The following is a 24,714-nucleotide window of genomic DNA, read 5'->3' on the forward strand; positions in this document are numbered from 1 at the left end:
GGTTATCCCTGGGCGCGCTTGCGGTAGCGGACCTTGGCCGGCCGGGCCAGCTGCACCACCATCTTGGAATGGTCGTTGTGGTAGCTGTCGGCCGGCTGCGCCATCTCGAACTCGTACTCGCGCAACAGAACCGAGAAAATCGCCTTGATCTGCATCTGGGCGAACGCGGCGCCGACGCAGCGGTGCCGGCCGGCGCCGAACGGAATCCAGGTCCAGCGGTTGACCAGGTCTTCCTGCCTCGGCTTTTCGTAGCGGTCCGGGTCGAATGAATCGGGATCGGGAAAGTCCTCCGGTATCCGGTTGGAGATAGCCGGAGACGCGGCGACGAAGTCGCCCTTGTGAATCGGGTATCCCTCCACCTCGAATTCGCCCTGGGCCACCCGCATCAGGATGATCAACGGCGGGTGCAGCCGCAGCGTCTCCTTGAGGACGTTCTCCAGCTTCGGAATCTGGCGCAGCGCGTGGAAACTCACCTCCTGGCCGTCGGCGTAGAGCTCGTCGAGTTCCTTGACGACATCCGCGTAGGCCTCGGGATGGCGCATCAGTTCGATCAGCGTCCACGCCGAGGTGCCGGAACTGGTGTGGTGGCCGGCGAACATCAGCGAGATGAACATGCCGGTGACCTCGTCGGCGGAGAACCGCGGGTTGCCGTCCTCGTCGTTGATCGACACCAGCACGTCAAGCATGTCGCGGTCGGTCTTGTCCTTGGGCGGGTTGGCGATTCGCTGATCCATGATCTCCTGGACCAGCGCGACCAGGCCGACGCGAGCTTCGTCGCGGATGCGGAAGCTCTCGATGGGCAGGTAGGGGTCGACGTAACACAGCGGGTCGGTGCCCCGCTCCAGCTGGTGATAGAAGTGCGCGAACCGGGAGTCCAACTGGTTGCGGAACTTCAGCCCGATCAGGCACGCGGTCGAGGTGTAGATGGTCAGTTCGGCGAAGAAGTCGAGCAGGTCGATCTCACCTTCATCGCCCCAGTCGGCCACCATCTTTCGCACTTCGCCCTCGATGGTGACGGCATGGCCCTTCATGTGCTCGCCGCGCAGCGCCGAGTTGTGCAGCATCTCTTTGCGCCGCTCGGGGCTGGCGTCGAACACCACGCCCTTGCCGAAAATCGGCGTCATGAACGGGTAGGCCTCGGCCTGGTCCAGATCTTCGTCGGCGGAGCGGAAGAAGAACTCGTTGGCGCCCGCACCGGTGAGCAGGATGACGTGCTTGCCGGCCAGCTGGAACCAGCCGACATCACCGCATTCGTCACGTACCCGCTGCATCAGTCCGATCGGGTCGGTGCGGAACTCCTCGAGATGGCCGTGTTCTTCTTCGCCGCCGGACACCCGCGGCACCATCGTCGTGCTGGTCATGAATTCAGTGCTTTCTCATCGACTTTCAATTGCTGGCGGTCTCGGGTGGTGGTCAACGGCGCTTCGGGCTGAAGCTCCATGTTGACGATGAACCCGCCACGCGGGGTCTCGGCGACGAAGGTGATCGCCCGGGCCAGATCGGATGCCCGCAGGAAGTAGTCGTGGCGGGCCTGGCCCCATTTGGCCCAGTCCTCCAGTGCCGGGCCGATGAGTTCGGCCGGCAGGCTCCAGCCCATCCCGGTCTTGGTCGGCCCGGGGTGGACGATCGAGGCCCGCACACCGGTGCCCTCCAGCTCCATCTGCAGGTTGGTGACCATCGCGATCAGCCCGGCCTTCGCCGCCCCGTAGGCGCCCATGTGTGGCCGCTGCCGCAACGCGACGTCGGAACCCACGAAGATCAGGTCGCCGCGCTGCCGCTGCACCATGCCCGGAAGTACCGCGGTGGCAAGTCGGTTCGCGCCGATCAGATGAATCTGCAGCTGCTGCTCGAACGCCTCGCTGTCGATCTCGTGCAGCTTGCCGAAGTAGGTGTCGCCCGCGCCGGCGACCAGCACCTCGATGTCACCGAGCTGTTCGGTGGCCTGGCGCACAAAGTCTTTGACCGACTCCGGGTCGGTGACATCGAGCGGGAGTGCCACCGCCTCACCACCGTCGGCGCGGATCTTGTCGACGAGCTCCTGGCACTTCTCCACCCGTCGCGCCCCCAACGCCACCGGAAAACCATGAGCCGCAAGCTCAACCGCGGTCGCGGCGCCGATGCCCGATGACGCGCCGGCGACGATGGCGGGCCGGCGAGCGGGATGCGGCTCAAAGCGGGGCATCAGCGAACCTCCACGGTAACGGGTAGGTGAGCGAACCCGCGGACGTTGCTGGAGTGGACGCGGACGGCGTTGGCCTCGTCCACCTCATATCCGCGGATTCGCTTGAACAACTCGGTCAGTGCCACCCGCGCCTCCATCCGGGCCAGGTGGGCCCCGAGGCAGAAGTGCGCGCCACTGCCGAAACTCAAGAGCTTGGAGCCGATGTCACGGCCGATCAGGAAATCATCGGGGTGGTCGAACACCCGCTCGTCGCGATGCGCCGAACCGGGCAGCAGCAACAGCACGTCGCCTTCGGGAATCGTGGTGCCGTACAGCTCAAGCGGACCGGAGACGGTGCGCGCCAGGATCTGGCTGGACGTGTCGTATCGCAGCGTCTCCTCGACCCACAGCGGGATCTGCGAGGAATCGGCGTAGAGCGGGGTCAGCTGATCGGGATTCTTGTGTCCCCAGAATGCGGCATTGGCGAGAAGTTTGGTGGTGGTCTCATTCCCGGCGATCACCATCAGGAACATGAACCCGAGGACTTCCTCGTCGGTGAGCCGGTCGCCGTCGATCTCGGCCTCGAGCAGGGCCGAGGTGAGGTCGTCGGTCAGCTTCTTGCGGCGTTCGGCGATCATGCCCTGGTAGTAGACGATCAGGTTGATCGAGGCTTCGATCGCGGACGCCGGCACGTCGGTCACACCGTCCTCACGGTGCATGACGCCGTCGGCCCAGGCTCGGATGCCATCACGGTCGGCTACCGGCACACCCATCAGTTCCGAGATCACGTCCATGGGGAGCTTGCCCGCGAACTCGGCGACGTAGTCCACGGTGCCGCCGGTTGCGGCCTTGTCCAGCATGACGTCGAGGTGCTGCACGGCGAGTTCGGTGACCCGCGGCTCGAGTTCGCGAATCCGGCGGGGGGTGAACCCTTTCGACACCAGGGTCCGCAGCCGCAGATGCGCCGGGTCGTCCATGGCCAGGAACGACATCGTCTTCGACGCGTGCGGGCCCCGGGAGACCGGGTCCAGGGACACGCCGTCGCGGTTCGAGAGTGTGGTGCTGTTGCGAAATCCCTGATGCACATCGCTGTGCCGCGACACCGCCCAGAAGCCGAGCGCCTCGTTGTGATAGAGCGGGGCTTCGTCGCGCAATCGCCGGTAGTACGGGTACGGGTCCTCGTGGAAGTCGTAATCGTAGGGGTCCAAGATCAATTCCGGATCCCCGACATGGATCGTCATGCGTCACCGCCCTTTTCGGCTCCGGTCAGAATGAGGCTCACCACGTCGGCCAGCCGGTCGGCAATGTCGTGGTAGGTGAACTCGCCGCTGCCGGCTTGGACCAGGGCTCCGTAGAAGGCCATTTGCAGAGCGGCGACGGTGCCGGCGTCGGCCCCCGGCCCGATGGCCGAGGCGATGCGGCGGTGGATCTCCGCACCGATCCGGTCACGCACGGCGCGCACCGCGGGATCGGTACCGCCGCCCATCAGCGCCGCCGTGCACGCCGCGCCCACTTCGGGTTCGTCCGCGACGACCAGTGCCAGATGCCGCAGCGCCTGATCCACCCGGGTGTGCATGGCGACGTTGACGTCGGTGAAGTAGGGCACCTGGCGCACCAGATCGAGGTAGACCTCCGCGATCAGGTGGTTCTTGGAGGAGAAGTACGTGTAGGCGGTAGCCGGCGCCACCTTCGCCTTGGCCGCCACCATGCGGACGGTCAGATCTGCGTAGGTGCTCTCGCGCATGGTCTCCATGCCGGCGGCCAGCACCTTGCGGAAGGTCTCCTCCTGGCGGCGGTTGCGCGGGGTTCGCCCGCCCGGCTGCTGAGCCTGGTCGGTTACCGAAACCGCGGCATCGCTGGACACATGTCCAAACTAGAGGATAGCGGCGCCGTGAATCAAGTGCGCAAACTAAACGCACACGTCAATGCCGTAATAGGCGAATACTCAGGGCCGCGTGCGGGATCGGCCCTTGCTCCCGCCCAGTCTCCGGCGTTATGGTTCGGAAGAACGATATCGGACAGTTGTCCATTCAGATCAATCCTCGGCTTCGGATAGCTGAGCGCGTGTGGTGGGAGTGGTAGATGGCCCTGTTGGCCGACGGCGTGAGTGCACTGTTCATCGACGGCAAGTTCTCCGAAGGCGCGGCGGGCACCTTCCCGACGGCGAATCCGGCCACCGAGGAGGTGCTGGGCGTTGCCGCGGATGCCGACGCGCAGGACATGGGCCGTGCGATCGAGGCGGCGCGACGGGCCTTCGACGACACCGATTGGTCGCGCGACGCCGACCTGCGGGTGCGCTGCGTGCGGCAGTTGCGGGAAGCGATGCAGAAGCACACCGAGGAACTGCGCGAACTGACGATCGCCGAAGTCGGTGCGCCGCGGATGCTGACCTCGATGGCCCAGCTGGAGGGTCCGGTCAACGACTTGGCGTTCGCAGCGGACACGGCCGAAAGTTATCTCTGGCACCAGGATCTGGGGCAGGCGGCGCCGATGGGGATTCCGACCCGGCGCACCATCGCTCGCGAGCCGGTCGGTGTCGTCGGCGCCGTCACCCCGTGGAACTTTCCGCACCAGATCAATCTCGCCAAGCTGGGCCCGGCGCTGGCGGCAGGCAACACCGTCGTGCTGAAGCCGGCGCCTGACACACCCTGGTGCGCGGCGGTACTCGGGGAACTCATCGCCGAGCACACCGACTTTCCGCCAGGTGTGGTCAACATCGTCACCTCCAGCGATCACAGTGTGGGCGCACTGCTCGCCAAAGACCCTCGGGTGGACATGATTTCGTTCACCGGATCGACCGCAACCGGCCGCAGTGTGATGAGCGATGCGGCCGCGACTATCAAGAAGGTATTCCTGGAGTTGGGCGGAAAGTCGGCGTTCGTGGTGCTCGATGACGCCGATCTGGCCGGTGCGTGTGCGATGGCGGCGTTCACCGCCTCGATGCATGCCGGGCAGGGCTGTGCGATCACCACCCGGTTGGTGGTGCCGCGGGCGCACTACGACGACGCCGTCGCGGCGGCGGCGGGGACCATGTCCGGCATCAAGCCGGGTGATCCCAACGATCCCGGAACCGTCTGCGGCCCGGTTATTTCGGCGCGTCAGCGCGACCGCGTGCAGAGTTATCTGGATTCGGCGGTCGCGGAGGGCGGCACCTTCGCCTGCGGGGGCGGTCGGCCGGCGGGCCGCGACGTCGGCTATTTCATCGAACCCACCGTGATCGCCGGTCTGGGCAACGATGCCCGGGTGGCGCGGGAGGAGATTTTCGGGCCGGTGCTGACTGTGATCGCCCATGACGGTGACGACGACGCGCTGCGGATCGCCAACGACTCGCCATATGGCTTGTCCGGCACAGTTTTCAGCGCGGACCCGGACCGGGCCGCCCGGTTTGCCTCGCGGATGCGAGTGGGCACCGTCAACGTCAACGGCGGCGTCTGGTACTCCGCGGACGCGCCGTTCGGCGGATACAAGCAGTCGGGCAACGGCCGCGAGATGGGCGTGGCCGGGTTCGAGGAGTACCTGGAAATCAAAACCATTGCAACGGCAGTGAATTAGAGGAGCGCAGCGTGCAGTTCGAGAACAAGGTAGCCATCGTCACCGGGTCCGGCGGCGGCATCGGTCAGGCGTACGTGGAGGCACTGGCCCGCGAAGGCGCCGCGGTGGTGGTGGCCGACATCAACGCCGAGGCGGCCGAGGGGGTGGCCAAGCAGATCGTCGCCGACGGGGGAACCGCCATCAGTATCCCGGTGGACGTGTCGGATCCGGCGTCGGCCAAAGCGATGGCCGACCGCACTCTGGCCGAATTCGGCGGCATCGACTACCTGGTGAACAACGCCGCGATCTTCGGCGGGATGAAGCTGGACTTCCTGCTCACCGTGGACCCGGAGTACTACAAGAGATTCATGAGCGTGAACCTCGACGGCGCGTTGTGGTGCACCCGCGCGGTGTACAAGAAGATGGCAAAGCGCGGCGGCGGCGCGATCGTCAACCAGTCGTCCACCGCGGCCTGGCTGTATGCCAACTTCTACGGCCTGGCCAAGGTCGGCATCAACGGCCTCACCCAACAACTTTCGCGGGAACTGGGCGGCCAGAACATCCGGATCAACGCGATCGCACCGGGGCCCATCGACACCGAGGCCAACCGGACCACCACCCCCAAGGAGATCGTCGACGACATCGTCAAGGGACTGCCGTTGTCGCGCATGGGAACTCCGGATGACCTGGTGGGCATGTGCCTGTTCCTGTTGAGCGATCAGGCCCGCTGGATCACCGGGCAGATCTTCAACGTCGACGGCGGACAGATCATCCGGTCATGAGCCCTGATCTCAAGCTGGGCTACATCGGGCTGGGCAATATGGGCGCCCCGATGGCCACCAAGATGACCGAATGGCCTGGCGGCGTGACGGTTTACGACATCCGAGCCGAGGCGATGGCGCCGCTGCTGGAAAAGGGCGCCAACGGGGCCGCCAGTGTGGCCGACATCGCCGCTGCCGACATCGTCCATATCACCGTGCTCAACGACGCCCAGGTGCGCGAAGTGGTCGGCGAACTGGCCGCAACCGCGAAGGCCGGCACGGTCATCGCGATCCACTCCACCATCAGCGACACCACGGCAGTGGCGCTCGCGGCCGAACTCAAACCGCAGGGAATCCATATCGTCGACGCGCCGGTGAGTGGCGGTGCCGCGGCGGCGGCCAAGGGCGAGCTCGCCACCATGGTCGGGGCCGAGCGCGAGGTGTACGAGCGGATCAAGCCGGCCTTCAAACACTGGGCTGCGATGGTCATCCACGCCGGTGAGCCGGGCGCCGGAACACGGATGAAGCTGGCCCGCAACATGTTGACGTTCACCTCCTACGCTGCCGCGTGTGAGGCCATGAAGCTGGCCGAGGCGGCCGGGCTGGACCTGCAGGCGCTGGGCCGGGTGGTGCGTCACACCGACGCGCTCACCGGTGGTCCCGGCGCGATTATGGTGCGCGAGGACACCAGGGACCTCGATCCGGACAACTTCCTGTACCAGCCGTTCCTGCACACCCGGGGGCTGGGTGAGAAGGATCTGAGCCTGGCTTTAGCGCTGGGAGAATCGGTCTCGGTCGACCTGCCGATGGCCGAACTGGCTCTGCAGCGGCTGGCTGCCGGCCTCGGGGTACCGCACGACGAGCAGAAGGACGCGTGATGGACGAACTGCGCCGCAAGGGCCTCGAGAAGATGAACGAGGTCTATGGCTGGGAGATGCCCAACATCGAGGGCGACCCCTACTTCGACCTGACGGTCGACCACCTGTTCGGTTCCATCTGGGCCCGGCCGGGATTGTCCATGCGGGACAAACGCATCATGACGCTGACCGCGGTCACCGCCATCGGGAATCGCGACCTGGCCGAGATCCAGATCAACGCCGCGCTGCTGAACGAGGAGCTCAGCGAGTCCGATCTGAAGGAGATGGCGCTGTTCCTGACGCACTACCTCGGTTTCCCGCTGGGTTCGGCGCTCAACGGCGCCGTCGACACCGTGGTGGCGCGGCGGAAGAAGGCCGCGGCCAAGGGCGCCGCGGAGGACAAGAAGGCGAACGTCGAGCGTGCGCTCAAGATGAACTCGGGCGAGTAGCCCGCCACTGGTAGGGGTGAGGGACCTGCTGGAAAAGATTCTGTAGCGGCTTGCGGCTAGTCTGACCTGTCGTGCGCGTCCTGGTGATCGGCTCTGGTGCCCGTGAACATGCCCTGCTACTGGCGCTCAGCGCAGACCCGCAGGTCACGGGCTTGATCGTGGCCCCTGGCAACGCCGGTACCGCCCGGCTGGCCGAGCAGCACGACGTCGACGTCACCTCGGCCGACCAGGTCGTCGCCCTGGCCCGCAAGGTCGAGGCCGACCTGGTGGTGATCGGTCCGGAAGTGCCGCTGGTGCTGGGAGTGGCCGATGCGCTGCGTGCTGCCGGAATCGTCTGCTTCGGACCCGGCAAGGATGCGGCGCGCATCGAGGGGTCGAAAGCCTTCGCCAAGGAGGTCATGGCCGCGGCCGGGGTTCGTACCGCGTCCAGTGAGATCGTGGACAACCCGGCGCATCTGGACGCGGCACTCGAACGCTTCGGACCGCCGGCCGGAGACCCGGCCTGGGTGGTCAAGGACGACTCGCTGGCTGCCGGAAAAGGTGTGGTGGTGACCGCGGATCGCGACGAGGCCCGCGCGCACGCCGCGAATCTGCTGGAATCGGGTCATCCCGTGCTGCTGGAGTCGTTCCTGGACGGACCCGAGGTTTCGCTGTTCTGCGTGCTCGACGGCGCGACCGTGGTGCCGCTGCTGCCGGCGCAGGACTTCAAACGGGTCGGTGACGGCGATGCCGGCCCGAACACCGGGGGTATGGGTGCCTACGCGCCGTTGCCCTGGCTGCCCGACGACGTCTACCGCGAGATCGTCAGCCGGATCGTGGAACCAGTTGCCGCCGAATTGGTTCGGCGGGGATGCCCATTCAACGGCTTGCTCTACGCCGGCCTGGCAATCACGTCGAAGGGGCCGGCGGTGGTCGAATTCAATTGCCGCTTCGGCGATCCGGAGACGCAGGCCGTCCTTGCCCTGCTGGAGTCGCCGTTGGGCCAGCTACTGCATGCCGCCGGTAGTGGGACGCTCGCCGACTTCGAGCCGTTGCGCTGGCGCGACGGCTCGGCGGTGACGGTGGTGCTGGCGGCCGAGAATTATCCCGGCCGGCCCCGGGTCGGCGACGTCATCACCGGTTCCGAAGCCGAGGGGGTCCTGCACGCCGGAACCACCCGGCGCGACGACGGAGCGATCGTCTCCTCCGGCGGCAGGGTGCTGTCGGTCGTCGGCACGGGCGCTGACCTGTCCGAGGCGCGCACCCGCGCCTACCAGATACTCGACTCGATTCGGTTGCCCGGCAGCCACTTCCGCACCGACATCGGACAGCGTGCGGCAGAGGGAAAGATTCGCCTTTAGCCGCCGGCGCTGCCTACTGCTGAAACTGCGGGCAGTAGACCGTGATTGCCGCATTGATGCCGGCGGCGGCCTGTGCCGGGGTGACGGTGTTGTTTCCGTTCACCGTCGCCTGAACGGAATCATTGGGGGTCCCGCCATTCTGCAGGCTCGTGCACACGGCGCGGCCGGTCGCGGCGGCGGTGGCAGGGTCGGTGACGGTGAGACCCGGGATACCGGACACCATGTTGACGAAGGCCTGGTCGGGGTCCGGCGGGCGTTGCGGAGGGGGTGGCACCTTCGGGACAGGCGCCTGCGGGGCAGGCGCTTTCGGGACCTGGGCCGCCGGTGCCGCGGCCGGTGTGGACGCACGAGGTGCGACCGGGGCGGGCGGCGGCGGTGCGTCATTGGGCGGCGCGGGCGCCGTGACCGGCTGCGCGGGTGCCGCTTGTGGCTGCGCGGGTGCCGCTTCTGGCTGCGCGGGTGCCGGCTCCGCGGCAACCTGAGGCTGGACCCCAGCCGGCGACGCAACGGGTGCGGCGGCGTCGTCGCTCTGGTAGCTACTGGCGCCGACGCCGGCGAGCGCGATCGCGGTCGCTGCGGCCGCGAAGATGCGACGCCGCCGGCGTTGTGGCTCAGCGGTCTCCGTGGCCTTCGGGGCCGCCGGCGCCGGCGTCCGAACCGCAATCGGCCTGGGCATGGTCCATACCGAATTCGTCGGTTGTCCGGTGGAGTGCATCGCGCGCGTGAAGGCCTCGGCGAAATGGGTACACCGGGCGAATCGTTCGCTTGGATCCTTGGCAAGCGCAATGGCGAACACCGGGTCGAAGGCCTGGAGCGCCGGGCGGATCTCCGCCAGTTTCGGTGGCGGCGCACTGAGGTGGCGGCTGATCACCACGGCGGGGTTGGTGTGCGGGAACAGTGTTGTTCCCGTCAGCAGATGAAACGCGGTGGCGGCCAGAGCGTACTGGTCGGCCCGCCCGTCGATCGGTTCGTCCGTCAGTTGCTCAGGCGCGGCATAGGGGAACGTGCCGATCATCATATTCGTCGCGGTCAGACCGCCGATGTCGCCGATGGCCCGCGCTATACCGAAGTCGCCCAGCAGGATTCGCTGCTCGCTGGTTCCCGGATCGGCGAGCAGGATGTTGGCCGGACCCACGTCCCGGTGCAGTACGTCGTGGTGCAGATGTGCGTAGTCCAGCGCGGTGGCGATCGCCTCGACGATGGCTGCCGCCTTGTCTGCCGGCATGCCGGCCGGGTACTGGTCCTGCAACAGGCTCGCCGCATCGGTTCCGTCGACGTAGTCCATTGAAATCCAGAGTTGCCCGTCGAACTCGCCGCGGTCGTTGATGCGCACGATGTTCGGGTGCCACAGAGCGGCGGCCAGGTCCGCCTCGCGGATGAAGCGCTGACGATAGGCGTCATCGGCGGATATGTCGTCGTTCAGGATCTTCAGCGCCTCGCGTCGTGGCAGCCGCGGATGCTGCGCGAGGTAGACCTCGCCCATTCCGCCGCGTCCCAACAAACGGTCAATCGTGTACCCGGCGAACACATCTCCGGTATTCAAACCAACGCCGGGTTCTCGGTGAAGTGAGCCAATCATCGCACCGTCCGTAACAGGAATGCCGAGCGCACCTCGGCGCCAGCCGTACTTGCTCACTCGATATTACCCAGCGCTTCATCGACAAGTCACTCATAGTTTCCTATGAGTTTACCTTTAGTTCACCTTGCGCTCAGCGTGCGACCGCCCGGTCAGTCATGTCGAAGCGGCACCGCACGCCGGCCGCGCACCGTGAGATGCCGGGCTGCGCAACGTCATCGACGATCGTAGGCACCGTCGGCGCGCCTAATGCTGATACTGCGGGCAGTAGGTGGCGATCGCGGCATTGACGCCTGCGGCAGCCTGGGCGGGGCTGAGGGAGGAGTTACTCTTCACCGTCGCCTGGACGGAATCGTCGGGGGTCGCACCGTTCTGCAGTCCTTTGCAGATGGCGCGACCCGTCGCGGCGGCCGTTGCCGGGTCCGTGACGGTGAGCCCCGGAATGCCGGACAACGTGTTGATGAAGGTCTGGTCCTGGTCTGGCGGTCGCTGGGGTGGCGGCGGCGCTTTCGGCCGCAGCGCGGCCGGCGCGGGAGAGGGAGGCGCGGCAACAACAGGGGAAGCCAGGGCGGCAGTGGGTGGCGCGGCCGTGGTGGGGGCCGGCGCGCGCGCAGCGGACGGCGGTGGCGGAATGTCGCTCGGCGGGGCCGCGCTGTGCGGCTCCGCAGACGGTGTTGCCGGTTTCGCCACGAGTTGCGGTTGCGGCTTGCCGGTGGCTGCGGCGGGTGGGCTGACGGAGGACTTGTCCGCGATGACGTAGTCGGCGGCACCCAACCCGGTAAAGGCGACCGCCAGTGCCGCGGCCGCGAGGACCCGCCCGCGGCCGCGGTGCGCCCTCCCGCGGGTCGCATGCGCTTTCGGCCGGATTGCCACCGCTCGGGGCATGGTGCAGACCGAACTCGGTGCCGCTCCGGCAGAGTCGATCGCGCGGGCGAATGCGTCGGCGAAGTCGCTACATCGATGGAATCGTTCACCGGGTTCTTTGGCCAGTGCCACTGCGAACACCGGGTCGAGGGCTTTGAGCGCCGGGCGGGTGTCCTCGAGTCTCGGCGGAGGTGCGCTCAGGTGGCGGCTGATCACGACGGCCGGGTTGGTGTGGGGGAACAACGTCGAGCCGGTCAGTAAATGGTAAGCGGTGGCGGCCAGCGCGTATTGGTCTGCATGCTCGTCGATCGGTTCGTCCGTCAGTTGTTCGGGCGCGGCGTAGGGGAAGGTGCCGATCATCATGTTCGTCGCGGTGAGGCCGGGGGTGTCGCCGATGGTTCGCGCGATACCAAAGTCACTCAACAAGATTCGCTGTTCAGCGCTGCCCGCGCCGCAGATCAGGATATTCGCGGGACTGACATCGCGGTGCAGCACGTCGTGCTCCCCATGTGCGTAATCGAGGGCGCACGCGATCGCCTCGACGATTGTCGCGACCTGATCTGCCGGCATGCCGGCCGGATAATGGTCGCGCAAAAGGCTCGCCGCGTCGGTTCCGTCGACGAAGTCCATGGAAATCCATAGCCGGCCGTCGAAATCGCCGCGGTCGTTGATGCGCACGATATTCGGATGCCACAGCACGGCAGCCAGATCCGCTTCTCGGATGAAGCGCTGCCGATATGCCTCGTCTGCTGAGATGTCATCGTTCAGGATCTTCAGTGCCTCGCGGCGTGGCAGGCGTGGATGGCGGGCCCCGTAAACCTCACCCATCCCGCCGGTACCCAATAGCCGGTCGATTGCATAGCCGGCGAACACATCTCCGGCATTCAGAATGCAGGCGCCGCCTCGATCAGTTGAGTCAGCCATCGCACCATCCGTAACGAGAAGGCGGGCATGGCCTCGGGCGCCTGCCCGCAGTTGCTCGCCCGATATTAACCAGCTCACTACCGGGAGACGGCTCGTGATTTCCTGTGAGATTGCCGTTAATTCGTGCCGGGGCCGACAAGCGTCACCGGCTCAGAACGCGACTGCCTGCCCATCGCGGCGCGGGTCGCTGGCGGCGAGGTATCCCTGCTTCAGTCGCCAGATCGCCTGGCAACTGCCGAACGCGTTGTAGTCGTCCACGGCGAGCAGGTCGTGCCCGCGCTGCCGCAACTCGTCGAGCGTTGCGGGCGGGAATCCCTTCTCGCAGGCCACTTGTACGCCGTCCACCCAGCGGAAGCGCGGGCCGTCGCAGGCCGCCTGCGGATTCTGTCCGTAGTCGGCGATGCGCACCAGAACCTGCACGTGGCCCTGTGGCTGCATCGGACCTCCCATCACCCCGAAACTCATCACCGGTTCCCCGTCTTTGGTGACAAAGCCCGGGACGATGGTGTGAAAGGGGCGCTTACCCGGGCCGATCTGATTTGGGTGTCCTTGCGTGACAACAAAATTCGCGCCACGGTTTTGCAATGATATCCCGGTGCCCGGCACCACCACACCGGAGCCGAATCCCAGGTAGTTCGACTGGATCATCGACACCATCATCCCGGAGGCGTCGGCGGCGGTCAGATAGACCGTTCCGCCCGTGGGCACTCCGGCCGAAACCTGCTTGGCGCGACGTGGGTCGATGAGCGTCGCCCGTTGCCTCAGATACTCACGGTCGAGGAGTTGTTCGGTGCTCACGGTCATGTGGTCGATATCGCCGACGCACGCGTGCGCGTCGGCGAACGCCAGCTTCAGTGCCTCGATCTGCAGGTGCACGCTGTCTGCGGAATCGACTGGCAGCGAGGACATGTCGAATTCTTCGAGGATGCCCAGGGCGATCAGCGCGACGATGCCCTGACCGTTGGGTGGTATCTCGTGAACGGTGTAGCCGCGGTAGTCGCGACTGATCGTGTCGACCCAGTCGGCCCGGTGAGCCGCCAGGTCATCTGCCCGCATCGCGCCGCCGTGTGCCGCCGAGTGTGCCTCGAGCCGGGCGGCCAACTCGCCGCGGTAGAAGGCCTCGCCGCCGGATGCCGCGATCGCCTCCAGGGTGGCCGCATGGTCCGGGAAGGTGAACAACTCCCCGGCCCTGGGCGCACGCCCACCCGGCAGGAAGGCTGCGGCGAAGCCGGGCTGGGATGCGAAGACCGGAACCTGAGCGTGCCATTGCGAGGCGACCATAGGAGAGACCAGAAAGCCGTTGCGGCCGTAAGAGATAGCAGGTGCGAACAGCTGCTCGAACGGGAGCCGCCCGAATCGACGGTGCAGCTGCGCCCACCCGGACACGGCTCCGGGAACCGTCACCGAATTCCAGCCGACGACCGGAACGTTCTGGCCGTCAAAGTATTCCGGTGTCCACGCAGCGGGCGAGCGTCCCGACGCGTTGAGGCCGTGCAGATGCGTGCCGTCCCAGACGATCGCGAACGCGTCCGACCCGATACCGTTGGACACCGGTTCGACGATCGTCAGCGTGATCGCGGTGGCGATGGCCGCGTCGACCGCGTTCCCGCCGGCGGCCAGCATCGATAGCCCGGCCTGAGCGGCCAGCGGTTGGGACGTACACACCACATTGCCGCCCAGGATGGGCGTGCGGGGCCAGGCGTACGGATTGGTCCAGCCGAACGGTGCGCTCACACGACGACGGTATCCGTGGCGGCCTACGCCGTCAGTATCGGCGCCATCCACGTCATCTCGGCCGGCAACTGAGAGCTCCAGAAGCTGCCGTCGTGACCTCCCGGCGAGAAACCGCCGGCGGGAGGGGTCGGGAGCTGGGCGATGAACTGCTTGGTCGCCGAATAGAAGGGGTCGCTGTCACCGCAGTCGATGCGGATCGGGATGGAACCCAGCGCCGGCATCCCCCACACCGAATTCGCCGCATAGTCCTCGGGCCCGTCGAAGGCTCCGGGGGCGGCGGCACCGGCAGACGTCCACAGCGCTGGACTCACGGCGCAGATCGCCGCGGTGCGGCCCGGGCCGAGCCGGCCACCGAGCAGCAGCGCTCCGTAGCCGCCCATCGACCAACCCAGAAATCCCACCCGTGACGTGTCGAGGCCGTGGCTGTCCAGCATCGGGATCAGCTCGTTGAGCACCATCGACCCGGCGTCGTCACCGTCGGCCCGTCTGTGCCAGTAGCCACCGCCGCCGTCGACGGCAACCACCGCGAACGGCGGCAATCCGGCGTTGACGGCCTGCGCCAGGCCCTGCTCCACACCGCCTGCCATGACGGCCGCGGCATCGTTACCCTTGCCGTGCAGCGCGATGACGGGCCGCAGCGGTTTGGTCTGGCCCGGCGGGCGCGCGATCGCCCAGTTTGTCGATATCCCGCCCCGGGCGGCCGAGACGAACGAGCCCGTCACCATGGTCGGGGCCGCCTGCGCGGGGGGTGCCGGATCCAGCGGCCGTGCCGGCGCCAATGGAACGTTTGTCCCAGTCCAGGAAACCGGGGCGGCGCGCGACGTCCGGGGCTGAAACAGCACGTCGAGCGCATATGCGCCGCCCGCGCCGCATGCGGCGGCGGCACCGAGGCGCAGTACGGCGCGGCGGCTGATGTCTGGCATGCGGGTCATCATGCCATGTTCGTTTCGCGAAAATGGCAATGCAGTACCACTTTGACTGGCAGCATGGGTGGGCGTGACAGCAGCAGCAGTTACTCCAAAAGGAGAACGTCGGCGGTATGCGTTGGTGAGCGCTGCCGCCGAGCTGCTCGGCGAAGGCGGGTTCGAAGCGGTGCGCCACCGGGCGGTCGCTCGGCGAGCCGGCCTGCCACTGGCTTCTACTACCTACTATTTCTCGTCGCTCGACGATTTGATCGCACGTGCGGTCGAACACATCGGGATGATCGAGGTGGCGCAGTTGCGTGCCCGGGTCAACGCCCTGTCCCGGCGGCGCCGGGGGCCCGAGACCACCGCTGACGTGCTGGTCGATCTGCTGGTGGGGGACGTATCCGGGCCGGGGCTCGCCGAGCAGCTGATATCGCGGTACGAGCGTCATATCGCCTGTACCCGGCTTCCCGCGTTGCGGGAAAGCATGCGACGCAGCCTGCGCCAGCGCGCGGAGGCGGTCGCCGAGGCCATCGAGAGGTCGGGGAGATCGGTCCAGATCGAGCTGGTGTGCACCCTGATCTGCGCCGTCGACGGTTCGGTGGTCTCCGCGCTGGTCGAAGGACGCGATCCGCGCGCCGCGGCGATGTCCACGGTCATCGACCTGATCGAGGTGCTGGCGCCGGTCGATCAGCCCCCGGTGCGCGTCATCAGCACATCGTTGGGCAACGACGGCGTCGCGATATAGCCGGTCGCCGCGTCGCCGTAGAGGGTGATGTCGTCGGGACGACGCTGCGCGTAGAGCGCCACATAGGCGCAGATCACCGCATCGACGGGATCTTCGGCGCGCCGCAGCTCGCTTTTGCGCTGCGCGGTCAGCACGGCGTTGCGTAACCGGGCCCATTCGGGTGAGCTGCGCACGTGTAGCGGTACCGGCGCCGCGGCCAGGGTCTCGACAAGGTCCATCAGCCGTAGCAGCTCCGACCGGAGCTGCTGCAGGTCGCGACCCGGCTTGGCTTTGTACTTCAGCGTGCGGGGCAGCCGGAACAGGGCCACCGTCGCGGCATGCGGATACACCTCGAGGGCGCGTCCCGGGGCAGATGAACAGGGGTCGAGGTCCAGGTTCAGCGCGCCGGCCAGCCGCGCGGCCCGGGGCCCGTCGGCGAATTCGGCTTTTCCGGTGTTGGACGGGTGAGCCCCCGCCTCGAACCTGCGAAAATCCCGGTTGAGCGCGGTCTCGGCCGGGCGTTGACCCGTCGGATTGGTCACTACCAACGGGGCGTCGAAACCTACTACGCACTCTGCCCGCACCCAGGGCCGCAACGCGGCCAGCACGTCGTCGTCGCTGCGGACGGCGCCGACACTGACCAGGGCGCCGCCGTCATCGACCACCGCGACCCCGGTCGGGTTGCGGCCCGCCCAGGCGAGGTCGACGCCGGCGAAGTACATGGCGGCATTCTGTCACTTCCGCGAGGCGGAGCTTCGCCGGAAATGCGGCTCCTCCTGCCCGCCTCGGCGCGCGCTGGGTCCGTCCTGCCGCCGACCGTAAGCTGTGTGTTCGTGAGTATTCCGAATGTGCTGGCCAGCCGGTATGCAAGTGCCGAGATGGTGGCGATCTGGTCGCCCGAGGCCAAGGTGGTGGCCGAGCGGCGGCTGTGGTTGGCGGTGCTGCGGGCGCAGATGGGCCTCGGGGTGGATGTGCCGGAAGGCGCGGTCGCCGACTACGAGCGGGTGCTGGACAACGTCGATCTGGCCTCGATCGCGGCGCGCGAGCGGGTGCTGCGCCACGACGTCAAGGCCCGCATCGAGGAATTCAATGCACTCGCCGGCCACGAGCACGTGCACAAGGGCATGACCAGCCGCGACCTGACAGAAAACGTCGAGCAGCTGCAGATCCGCCAGTCCCTCGAGTTGGTGTTCGCGCACGGCGTCGCGGTGGCCGCACGCCTCGCCGAGCGCGCGGTGGCCTACCGCGACCTGGTGATGGCCGGTCGCAGCCACAACGTCGCTGCCCAGGCCACCACCCTGGGCAAGCGATTCGCTTCGGCCGCGCAAGAGACGCTGATCGCGCTGACCAGGTTGCGGGAGCTGATCGACCGCTACCCGCTGCGCGGCATCAAGGGGCCGATGGGCACCGCGCAGGACATGCTCGACCTGCTCGGGGGCGATGCGGCCAAACTGGCGGCGCTCGAGCAACAGGTGGCCGAATTCCTGGGATTTGCAGCGGTATTGCACAGCGTCGGACAGGTGTATCCGCGTTCGCTGGACCACGACGTGATCTCCGCGCTGGTCCAGCTGGGCGCCGGACCCTCGTCGCTGGCGCACACCATCCGGTTGATGGCCGGGCACGAGCTGGTCACCGAGGGATTCGCCGAAGGTCAGGTCGGCTCGTCGGCGATGCCGCACAAGATGAACACCCGCAGTTGCGAACGGGTCAACGGGCTGCAGGTGGTGCTGCGCGGTTACGCCTCGATGGCCGCGGAACTGGCCGGGGCGCAGTGGAACGAAGGCGACGTCTTCTGCTCGGTGGTACGCCGAGTTGCGTTGCCGGACAGCTTTTTCGCTATCGACGGACAGATCGAGACGTTCCTGACGGTGCTCGACGAGTTCGGCGCCTACCCGGCGGTGATCCAGCGCGAGCTGGACCGCTACCTGCCGTTCCTGGCCACCACCAAGGTGCTGATCGCCGCCGTGCGGGCGGGGATGGGCCGCGAATCCGCGCACCACGTGATCCGCGAACACGCGGTGGCCACGGCGCTGGCGATGCGGGAACGCGGCGCCGAGCCGGATCTGTTGGACCGGTTGGCCGCCGACGACCGGCTGCCGCTGGACCGGGCGGCGCTCGACGCCGCGCTGGCCGACAAGGAGGCCTTCGTCGGTGCGTCCGGCGACCAGGTCGACGAGGTGGCCGCCCAGGTGGACGAACTGGTGAGCCGCCATCCGGAGGCGGCCAAGTACACGCCCGGGGCCATCCTGTGACCACCGCTGTCACCAGCATCGACTTCACCGATCTGGACAACTTCGCCAACGGGTTCCCGCACGAGTTGTTCGCCCTCCACCGCCGCGAGGCGCCCGTGTTCTGGCACGAGCCCACCGACAACACCCCCGACGGCGAAGGCTTCTGGTCGGTGGCCACCCACGCCGAAACCCTTGAGGTGCTGCGTGATCCGGGGACGTACTCCTCGGTCACCGGCGGTACCCGGCCGTTCGGCGGCACCCTGTTGCAGGATCTGGCCATCGCGGGTCAGGTGCTTAACATGATGGACGACCCCCGGCACTCACAGATCCGGCGACTGGTCAGTTCCGGCCTCACGCCCCGGATGATCCGCCGGGTCGAGGACGATCTGCGGGGCAGGGCCCGGCGCCTGATCGATGATGTGGTGCCGGGGCGGCCGTTCGACTTCCTCATCGACATTGCCGCCGAACTGCCCATGCAGATGATCTGCATCCTGTTGGGAGTTCCTGAATCCGAACGGCATTGGCTGTTCGAGGCCATCGAGCCGCAGTTCGACTTCGGCGGCTCGCGCAAAGCGGCGCTGTCGCAGCTGTCGATCGAAGAGGCCGGGTCGCGGATGTATGCCTACGGGCAGGAGCTGATCGCCGCCAAGCGCGCACAGCCGACCGACGACATGCTTTCGGTGGTTGCCAACGCGATGGTGGAAGACGAAGCATCCCAGGCTTTGTCCGATCTCGAGGTGTACCTGTTCTTCAGTCTGCTGTTCAGCGCCGGGGCGGAGACGACGCGCAACGCGGTCGCGGGCGGGCTGCTGGCGCTGGCCGAACATCCCGAGCAATTGCGTTCGCTCCGCGCTGATTTCGAGTTGCTGCCGACGGCGGTCGAGGAGATCATCCGCTGGACTTCGCCGTCGCCGTCCAAGCGCCGCACCGCCACCCGCGATGTCACCCTGGGGGGACAGCCGATCGAGGCCGGGCAGAAGGTGCAGATCTGGGAGGGCTCGGCCAATCGCGACGAAGCTGTCTTCGAACGCGCGTCAGAGTTCGACATCACCCGTAAACCCAATCCGCACTTGGGCTTCGGCCAGGGTGTGCACTACTGCCTGGGCGCGAACCTGGCCCGGCTGGAACTGCGGGTGCTCTACGAGGAGCTGTTCTCTCGGTTCGGCGCCGTGCGTGTGGTGGAGCCACCGGAGTGGACGCGCAGCAACCGGCACACCGGCATCCGGCATTTGGTCGTGGAACTGCGCGAGGACTAGTGCGGCCGCCGCTCAGGGCATGCGCAACCTGATTCCCGCCGCCCGCAGTTCCAGCGCGGCCAGCCCGCGGATGACCATCGGATCCTCCTGTCGCCACCCGCCGACCGGGTCGGCGCTGACCGCGGCCAGCTTGGCCGGCGACCGGTTGGCCAGCGCCCGCAGCGCCAGCAGTTGCTGCCCGGCCGCGGTGGCGGCCAGCGCCGTCACCACCCATTTGCGCCGAAAGAACCGCCACCGCAGCAACAGCCACGGCACGGTCACCGCCAGGATCGGCGGCGAGGCGACCGCCAGCGCCAGCACCCAGGCCAGCCAGCTAGCCGTGTAATCGAGGCTGTGCCCCGCGCCGGCCACGTCCAGTGCCGCCCGGCTGGCGGCATCCAGCGGCTTGCCGAGCGCGTCGCCCAGCAACGGCACGTTGTGCGCACCGTTGCCCGCCGAGGCCAGGTTCCCGGCCAGGTCTTTCGAGCCGCTTTCCACTTGACGGCCGGCCTCGGCGATCGTCGCGATCGCATCGTGCACGGCCATACCGACGAACACCCAGATCACCGTCCACAGCGAAATGGTGATGTCGCTGATCAGCTGACCGAACAGGCGGAAGGGTCGGGTGGAGTACGGCAGGTACCTCGTCATACCCCGATACCAGCACAGCTCGCCACGGAATGGTGCCGGCTCGCCCGATAGGCTGACGCGATGCGACCCCCATTGTCCGATTACCAGCACGTCGCCAGCGGCAAGGTTCGCGAGATCTACCGCGTCGACGACGACCACCTGCTGTTGGTCGCCAGCGACCGCATCTCCGCATACGACTTCATTCTCGACAGTGTGATCCCGGACAAGGGCCGCATTCTGACCGCCATGAGCGTGTTCTTCTTCGGACTCGTCGACGCACCCAATCACCTGGCCGGACCACCGGACGACCCACGGATTCCGCAGGAGGTACTCGGTCGTGCGCTCGTCGTGCACCGGCTGCAGATGCTCGAGGTGGAGTGTGTCGCGCGCGGCTACCTGACCGGCTCGGGCCTGCTGGACTACCAGGCGACCGGGAAGGTCTGCGGTATCGCGTTGCCGCCGGGGCTGGTCGAGGCCAGCAAGTTCGCCGAGCCGTTGTTCACCCCGGCGACCAAAGCGGAGCTCGGCAGTCACGACGAGAACATCTCGTTCGAGCGGGTCGTCGAACTGGTCGGCGCGGTGACAGCCAACCAGCTGCGCGACCGCACCCTGCAGATCTACGTGCAGGCCGCCGACCACGCCCTCACCAAAGGAATCATCATCGCCGACACCAAATTCGAATTCGGGACCGACCGGGAGGGCAATCTGTTGCTGGCCGACGAGATTTTCACCCCCGACTCGTCGCGCTACTGGCCCGCCGACGAATACCGGCCCGGCGTGGTGCAGAACAGCTTCGACAAGCAGTTCGTCCGAAACTGGCTCACCAGCCCCGAATCCGGATGGGACCGGCACGGTACCGAGCCGCCGCCACCACTTCCGCAGGACGTCATCGACGCCACCCGCGCACGGTACATCGATGCCTACGAGCGGATCTCGGGCCTGCGCTTCGACGACTGGATCAGTGCATGACCGACGCAGTGGTGCCGCCGGCCGCCAAGCGGGTGGAGACCCGCCGGGAATTCCACAGCGACGTCTTCGTCGACCCCTACGAGTGGCTGCGGGACAAGGAAAGTCCCGAGGTCATCGGGTACCTCGAGGCCGAGAACGATTACGCCGATCACAGCACCGCACACCTGGAGTCGTTGCGGCAGCAGATCTTCGACGAGATCAAGTCGCGCACCAAGGAGACCGATCTTTCGGTGCCGACCCGGCGCGGCGACTGGTGGTACTACGCCCGCACTTTCGAGGGCAAACAGTACGGGGTCCACTGTCGTTGCCCGGTCGCCGATCCGCAGGACTGGGACCCGCCGCAACTCGACGAGCACACCGAGATCCCGGGTGAGCAGATCCTGCTCGACGAGAACGTCGAAGCCGAAGGCCATGACTTCTTCGCCCTGGGTGCGGCCAGCGTGAGCCTCGACGCCAATCTGCTGGCCTACTCCGTCGACGTCAAGGGCGACGAGCGATACACACTGCGATTCAAGGACTTACGCACCGGCGAGCGTTATCCCGACGAGATCAAAGATATCGGCGCCGGCGCCACCTGGGCGGCCGATAACCGCACCGTCTACTACAGCACCGTCGACGAGGCGTGGCGTCCCGATACGGTGTGGCGCTACCGGCTGGGCTCCGGCGGGTCGCCGGAGCGGGTGTATCACGAACCCGACGAACGGTTCTGGCTCGGCGTGGGCCGCACCCGCAGTAACGCCTACATCCTGATTGCGGCCGGATCGTCGGTGACCTCGGAGGTGCGCTACGCCGACGCCGCCGACTCCGAGGCCGAGTTCACCGTCGTGCTGCCGCGCCGCGAGGGTGTCGAGTACTCGGTGGAGCATGCCACGGTGGGTGGGCAGGAGCGGTTCCTCATCCTGCACAACGACGGCGCGGTCAACTTCACCCTGGTGGAGGCGCCGGTCGAGGACCCTGCGCGGCAACGCACGCTGATCGAGCATCGCGACGACGTTCGCCTCGACGGCGTGGACGCCTTCGCCGATCACCTCGTGGTCAGTTATCGGCGGGCGGCGCTCCCGCGAATCCAACTGTGGCCGTTCGGTTCTGATGGCGGCTACGGTGAGCCGCAGGAGATCGCCTTCGACTCCGAACTGATGTCGGCCGGTTTGGGTGCCAACCCCAACTGGAGCTCGCCGAAGCTGCGGGTGGGTGCCGGATCGTTCGTTACGCCGGTGCGGATCTACGATCTCGACCTGGCCACCGGCGAACGCACCCTGCTCAAGGAGCAGCCGGTGCTGGGCGACTACCGGCGTGAGGACTACGTGGAGCGGCGCGACTGGGCGCAGACCGCCGACGGCACCCGGGTGCCGATCTCGATAGTCTATCGGGCCGGCACCGAATTCCCCGCTCCAGCATTGGTTTACGGTTACGGCGCCTACGAGATCTGCGAAGATCCGCGGTTCTCCATCGCGCGGCTGTCGTTGCTGGACCGCGGCATGGTTTTCGTGATCGCCCATGTCCGCGGCGGCGGGGAGATGGGCCGGTTGTGGTACGAGCACGGCAAGCTGCTGCAGAAGAAGAACACTTTCACCGACTTCATCGCGGTCGCACAGCATCTCGTCGACACCGGTCTGACCAGCCCGCAGCAACTGGTGGCGCTGGGGGGCAGCGCCGGCGGCCTGTTGATGGGTGCGGTGGCCAACATGGCGCCGGACCTCTTCGCCGGAATCCTGGCGCAGGTGCCGTTCGTCGACCCGTTGACCACGATCCTGGATCCGTCGCTGCCGCTGACCGTCACCGAATGGGATGAATGGGGAAACCCGTTGGCCGACAGCGACGTCTACGCATATATGAAGTCCTATTCGCCGTACGAGAACGTCGAGGCCAAGAAGTATCCGGCGATCCTGGCGATGACGTCGCTGAACGACACGAGGGTCTACTACGTCGAACCCGCCAAGTGGGTGGCCGCGTTACGGCACGCCAACACCGACGGAAGCCCGGTGCTGTTGAAGACCCAGATGAATGCCGGCCACGGGGGGATCAGCGGCCGCTACGAACGCTGGAAGGAAACCGCGTTCCAGTACTCGTGGTTGCTGGCGACCGCCCAGGGCAACCAGGGGGCGGGTTAAGCGGCGGGTTTGCGGGGCAGGAATGACGCCGGGACCAGCGTGCTCGCGACCAGCGCTACAGCGATGACCAACACCACGGTGTAGGCGTGCGACAGGTCATGCAGCAGGCTGGCGGTGTAGTCGGGTCCCAGGGTCTGCGGCGGTATTGCAGACGGATCCAGCGGCACCCCGTGCCGCGCGGCTTCCTGCTGGCGGCGGGCGAGTTCGTTTGCCGCGGAGATGTTCTCGCTGCGATTGAACTGACTGGTCAGCACCATCGACATCAGCGCGGTGCCGATCGACCCGCCCACCTGGAAGTTGACGCTGATCAGCGTCGAACCGCGGGCGATGTCGTGGGGACTCAGCGACTGCACCGACGCCCCGGACAGCGGCATCATGGTGCAGCCCATCCCCATACCGAGGATGCCCAGCCCGATCAGCAGCACCGGTGAGAAGGCAGCCTGGCGGGCGACGCCGAAGGTGAAGATCGCCAGGCCCACCGTGATCAGCGAGATGCCGAATAACACCGATTTACCCGGGCCTTTGCGGTCCATGAAGACTCCGGCCCATGGCATGGTCAGCATGGCGCCGAGCCCCTGGGGAATCAGGTGCAACCCGGATTGCATCGGAGTCTGCCGCAGCACCTGCTGGAGGTAGCTCGGCAGCAGCAACAGCGAACCGAAGAAGGCGATCGAGAAGATGAACGCCGTGATGTTGGCGTGGGTGACCACCGGGATGCGGAACAATCGCAGGTCGATCAGCGGGTGATCCGCCCGCAGCCAGGCATGCAGCACGAACGCGACGATCAGCGCCAGGCCGATGACCGCCGGTATCAGCACGTGGCGATCGGCGAGCGTGCCGCGCCCGGGGATGGAGGACACCCCGAACAGGAAAGTGGCCAGCCCGGGGGACAGCAGCAGCACGCCGACCGCGTCGAACGTCTCCGAGGGCGCCGGTTCATCCCGCGGGAACACGAATTTGGCGAGGATGAACGCGCACAGCCCGATCGGCAGGTTGATCAAGAAGATCCAGGGCCAACTGAACGCGTTGATCAGCCAGCCGCCCACGATCGGGCCGCCGATCGGCCCGAGCAGCATCGGGATGCCCAGGACCGACATCAGGCGGCCCAGGCGCTTCGGGCCGGCGACCCGGGTCAGGATGGTGAACCCCAGCGGCATCAGCATGCCGCCACACATGCCCTGCACGGCCCGAAAGACGTTCAGCAGCAGGATGCTCGGCGCGATCGCGCACAGCAGCGAGCCGGCCATGAACGCCACCACCGACCCCATCCACAGTCGTTTGGTGCCGAAGCGGTCGGCCGCCCAACCGGCCAGCGGGATCACCGTGGCCAGCGCGAGCGTGTACCCGGTCATGGTCCAGCCGACGACGGACTGCGTCGATTCGAACTGGACGATGAAGGTGCGCTGCGCGACGCTGACGACTGTGGTGTCCACCGACAACATCACCGAAGCCAGGATGCAGACCCCGGCGACCCTCAGCGTCGCGGCATCGAGCTTGTCGGGGAAGTCGTGCGGCGCCGACTTTCCCGTGGGGGTGGCGGGCAGCGCGGCGTCGGCCGGTGCGGAGGGCGCCTTATCCATGGCGTTGCTGAGCATATCTAACCGATTGTGACCAATGCCTCACGGGGACGCCCGTCCGACCTGATCACACGGCCGGATATACGTCTGCCGTCCGTGTGTCCTTCACCGCCTCGACACCTGCGGTCGGCA

The 24,714-nt window shown here is 67.0% G+C and carries 21 protein-coding genes; 10 read left to right on the forward strand and 11 right to left on the reverse strand.

The window, feature by feature from the left end; all coding sequences use genetic code 11:
• Positions 1-2 precede the first annotated feature (2 nt).
• The 4 genes from QXK92_RS28935 to QXK92_RS28950 are packed head-to-tail and all read right to left on the reverse strand — an operon-like array spanning position 3 to position 4,025.
• Positions 3-1,361, reverse strand: a complete 1,359-nt coding sequence (locus QXK92_RS28935) for a cytochrome P450 (RefSeq protein WP_306247568.1) — start codon at positions 1,359-1,361, stop codon at positions 3-5.
• The gene (locus QXK92_RS28940) at positions 1,358-2,182 is read right to left on the reverse strand and encodes an SDR family oxidoreductase (protein WP_306247569.1); all 825 of its coding nucleotides are present in this window, start codon (positions 2,180-2,182) and stop codon (positions 1,358-1,360) included. The genes QXK92_RS28935 and QXK92_RS28940 overlap by 4 nt, the downstream gene beginning before the upstream one ends.
• Positions 2,182-3,402 (reverse strand): cytochrome P450, encoded by a 1,221-nt coding sequence (locus tag QXK92_RS28945; protein WP_306247571.1) that lies wholly within the window; start codon positions 3,400-3,402, stop codon positions 2,182-2,184. The genes QXK92_RS28940 and QXK92_RS28945 overlap by 1 nt, the downstream gene beginning before the upstream one ends.
• Positions 3,399-4,025 (reverse strand): TetR/AcrR family transcriptional regulator, encoded by a 627-nt coding sequence (locus QXK92_RS28950; RefSeq protein WP_306247573.1) that lies wholly within the window; start codon positions 4,023-4,025, stop codon positions 3,399-3,401. The genes QXK92_RS28945 and QXK92_RS28950 overlap by 4 nt, the downstream gene beginning before the upstream one ends.
• A 218-nt stretch (positions 4,026-4,243) precedes the next feature.
• Here QXK92_RS28950 and QXK92_RS28955 point away from each other — a divergent pair, with 218 nt between their 5' ends.
• The 5 genes from QXK92_RS28955 to purD all read left to right on the forward strand — a co-directional run bounded on the left by QXK92_RS28955 (position 4,244) and on the right by purD (position 9,099).
• The gene (locus QXK92_RS28955) at positions 4,244-5,713 is read left to right on the forward strand and encodes an aldehyde dehydrogenase (protein WP_306247575.1); all 1,470 of its coding nucleotides are present in this window, start codon (positions 4,244-4,246) and stop codon (positions 5,711-5,713) included.
• An 11-nt stretch (positions 5,714-5,724) separates the two neighbouring features.
• On the forward strand, positions 5,725-6,474 hold the full coding sequence (locus QXK92_RS28960; RefSeq protein ID WP_065050202.1) for an SDR family oxidoreductase: 750 nt from the start codon (positions 5,725-5,727) through the stop codon (positions 6,472-6,474).
• Positions 6,471-7,331, forward strand: coding sequence for an NAD(P)-dependent oxidoreductase (locus QXK92_RS28965; RefSeq protein ID WP_306247578.1), 861 nt, complete (start codon positions 6,471-6,473; stop codon positions 7,329-7,331). The genes QXK92_RS28960 and QXK92_RS28965 overlap by 4 nt, the downstream gene beginning before the upstream one ends.
• Positions 7,331-7,759, forward strand: a complete 429-nt coding sequence (locus tag QXK92_RS28970; protein ID WP_306247580.1) for a carboxymuconolactone decarboxylase family protein — start codon at positions 7,331-7,333, stop codon at positions 7,757-7,759. Before QXK92_RS28965 ends, QXK92_RS28970 begins: the two co-directional genes overlap by 1 nt.
• A 71-nt stretch (positions 7,760-7,830) precedes the next feature.
• Complete coding sequence (gene purD, locus QXK92_RS28975) at positions 7,831-9,099, forward strand: phosphoribosylamine--glycine ligase (RefSeq protein ID WP_306247583.1); 1,269 nt, start codon at positions 7,831-7,833, stop codon at positions 9,097-9,099.
• Between the two features lie 13 nt (positions 9,100-9,112).
• Here purD and QXK92_RS28980 read toward each other — a convergent pair whose 3' ends face one another.
• The 4 genes from QXK92_RS28980 to QXK92_RS28995 form a co-directional block, all read right to left on the reverse strand.
• Positions 9,113-10,600, reverse strand: coding sequence for a serine/threonine-protein kinase (locus tag QXK92_RS28980; protein WP_371934610.1), 1,488 nt, complete (start codon positions 10,598-10,600; stop codon positions 9,113-9,115).
• 321 nt (positions 10,601-10,921) lie between these two features.
• Entirely contained in the window at positions 10,922-12,463 is a 1,542-nt protein-coding gene (locus tag QXK92_RS28985) for a serine/threonine-protein kinase (protein WP_306247587.1), read from the reverse strand.
• Between the two features lie 150 nt (positions 12,464-12,613).
• Entirely contained in the window at positions 12,614-14,197 is a 1,584-nt protein-coding gene (gene ggt, locus QXK92_RS28990; protein ID WP_306247589.1) for a gamma-glutamyltransferase, read from the reverse strand.
• A 23-nt stretch (positions 14,198-14,220) separates the two neighbouring features.
• Complete coding sequence (locus QXK92_RS28995; RefSeq protein WP_306247591.1) at positions 14,221-15,132, reverse strand: alpha/beta hydrolase-fold protein; 912 nt, start codon at positions 15,130-15,132, stop codon at positions 14,221-14,223.
• A 55-nt stretch (positions 15,133-15,187) separates the two neighbouring features.
• Between QXK92_RS28995 and QXK92_RS29000 the strand changes: the two genes are divergently transcribed.
• The gene (locus tag QXK92_RS29000) at positions 15,188-15,850 is read left to right on the forward strand and encodes a TetR/AcrR family transcriptional regulator (protein ID WP_306247594.1); all 663 of its coding nucleotides are present in this window, start codon (positions 15,188-15,190) and stop codon (positions 15,848-15,850) included.
• Here the strand turns inward: QXK92_RS29000 and QXK92_RS29005 are convergent.
• Positions 15,793-16,551, reverse strand: a complete 759-nt coding sequence (locus QXK92_RS29005) for a DUF429 domain-containing protein (protein ID WP_306247596.1) — start codon at positions 16,549-16,551, stop codon at positions 15,793-15,795. The two genes, QXK92_RS29000 and QXK92_RS29005, sit on opposite strands and share 58 nt — an antisense overlap.
• Before the next feature lie 111 nt (positions 16,552-16,662).
• Here QXK92_RS29005 and purB point away from each other — a divergent pair, with 111 nt between their 5' ends.
• Both purB and QXK92_RS29015 read left to right on the forward strand, forming a co-directional pair.
• Positions 16,663-18,081, forward strand: a complete 1,419-nt coding sequence (purB, locus tag QXK92_RS29010; protein ID WP_306247598.1) for an adenylosuccinate lyase — start codon at positions 16,663-16,665, stop codon at positions 18,079-18,081.
• Positions 18,078-19,316, forward strand: a complete 1,239-nt coding sequence (locus QXK92_RS29015) for a cytochrome P450 (protein ID WP_306247600.1) — start codon at positions 18,078-18,080, stop codon at positions 19,314-19,316. Before purB ends, QXK92_RS29015 begins: the two co-directional genes overlap by 4 nt.
• 12 nt (positions 19,317-19,328) lie before the next feature.
• On the opposite strand, the gene QXK92_RS29020 is transcribed toward QXK92_RS29015, so the two are convergent.
• Positions 19,329-19,946 carry a hypothetical protein gene (locus tag QXK92_RS29020; protein WP_306247602.1) on the reverse strand — a complete coding sequence of 206 codons (618 nt, stop codon included), beginning with the start codon at positions 19,944-19,946 and terminating at the stop codon, positions 19,329-19,331.
• 60 nt (positions 19,947-20,006) lie between these two features.
• Between QXK92_RS29020 and QXK92_RS29025 the strand changes: the two genes are divergently transcribed.
• Complete coding sequence (locus QXK92_RS29025; RefSeq protein WP_306247603.1) at positions 20,007-20,894, forward strand: phosphoribosylaminoimidazolesuccinocarboxamide synthase; 888 nt, start codon at positions 20,007-20,009, stop codon at positions 20,892-20,894.
• Positions 20,891-23,005, forward strand: coding sequence for a S9 family peptidase (locus QXK92_RS29030; protein ID WP_306247605.1), 2,115 nt, complete (start codon positions 20,891-20,893; stop codon positions 23,003-23,005). The genes QXK92_RS29025 and QXK92_RS29030 overlap by 4 nt, the downstream gene beginning before the upstream one ends.
• On the opposite strand, the gene QXK92_RS29035 is transcribed toward QXK92_RS29030, so the two are convergent.
• Positions 23,002-24,600, reverse strand: a complete 1,599-nt coding sequence (locus QXK92_RS29035; RefSeq protein WP_306247609.1) for a DHA2 family efflux MFS transporter permease subunit — start codon at positions 24,598-24,600, stop codon at positions 23,002-23,004. The two genes, QXK92_RS29030 and QXK92_RS29035, sit on opposite strands and share 4 nt — an antisense overlap.
• Positions 24,601-24,714 lie beyond the last annotated feature (114 nt).

Source organism: Mycobacterium sp. TY815 (assembly GCF_030755135.1).
Classification (GTDB): Bacteria; Actinomycetota; Actinomycetes; order Mycobacteriales; family Mycobacteriaceae; genus Mycobacterium.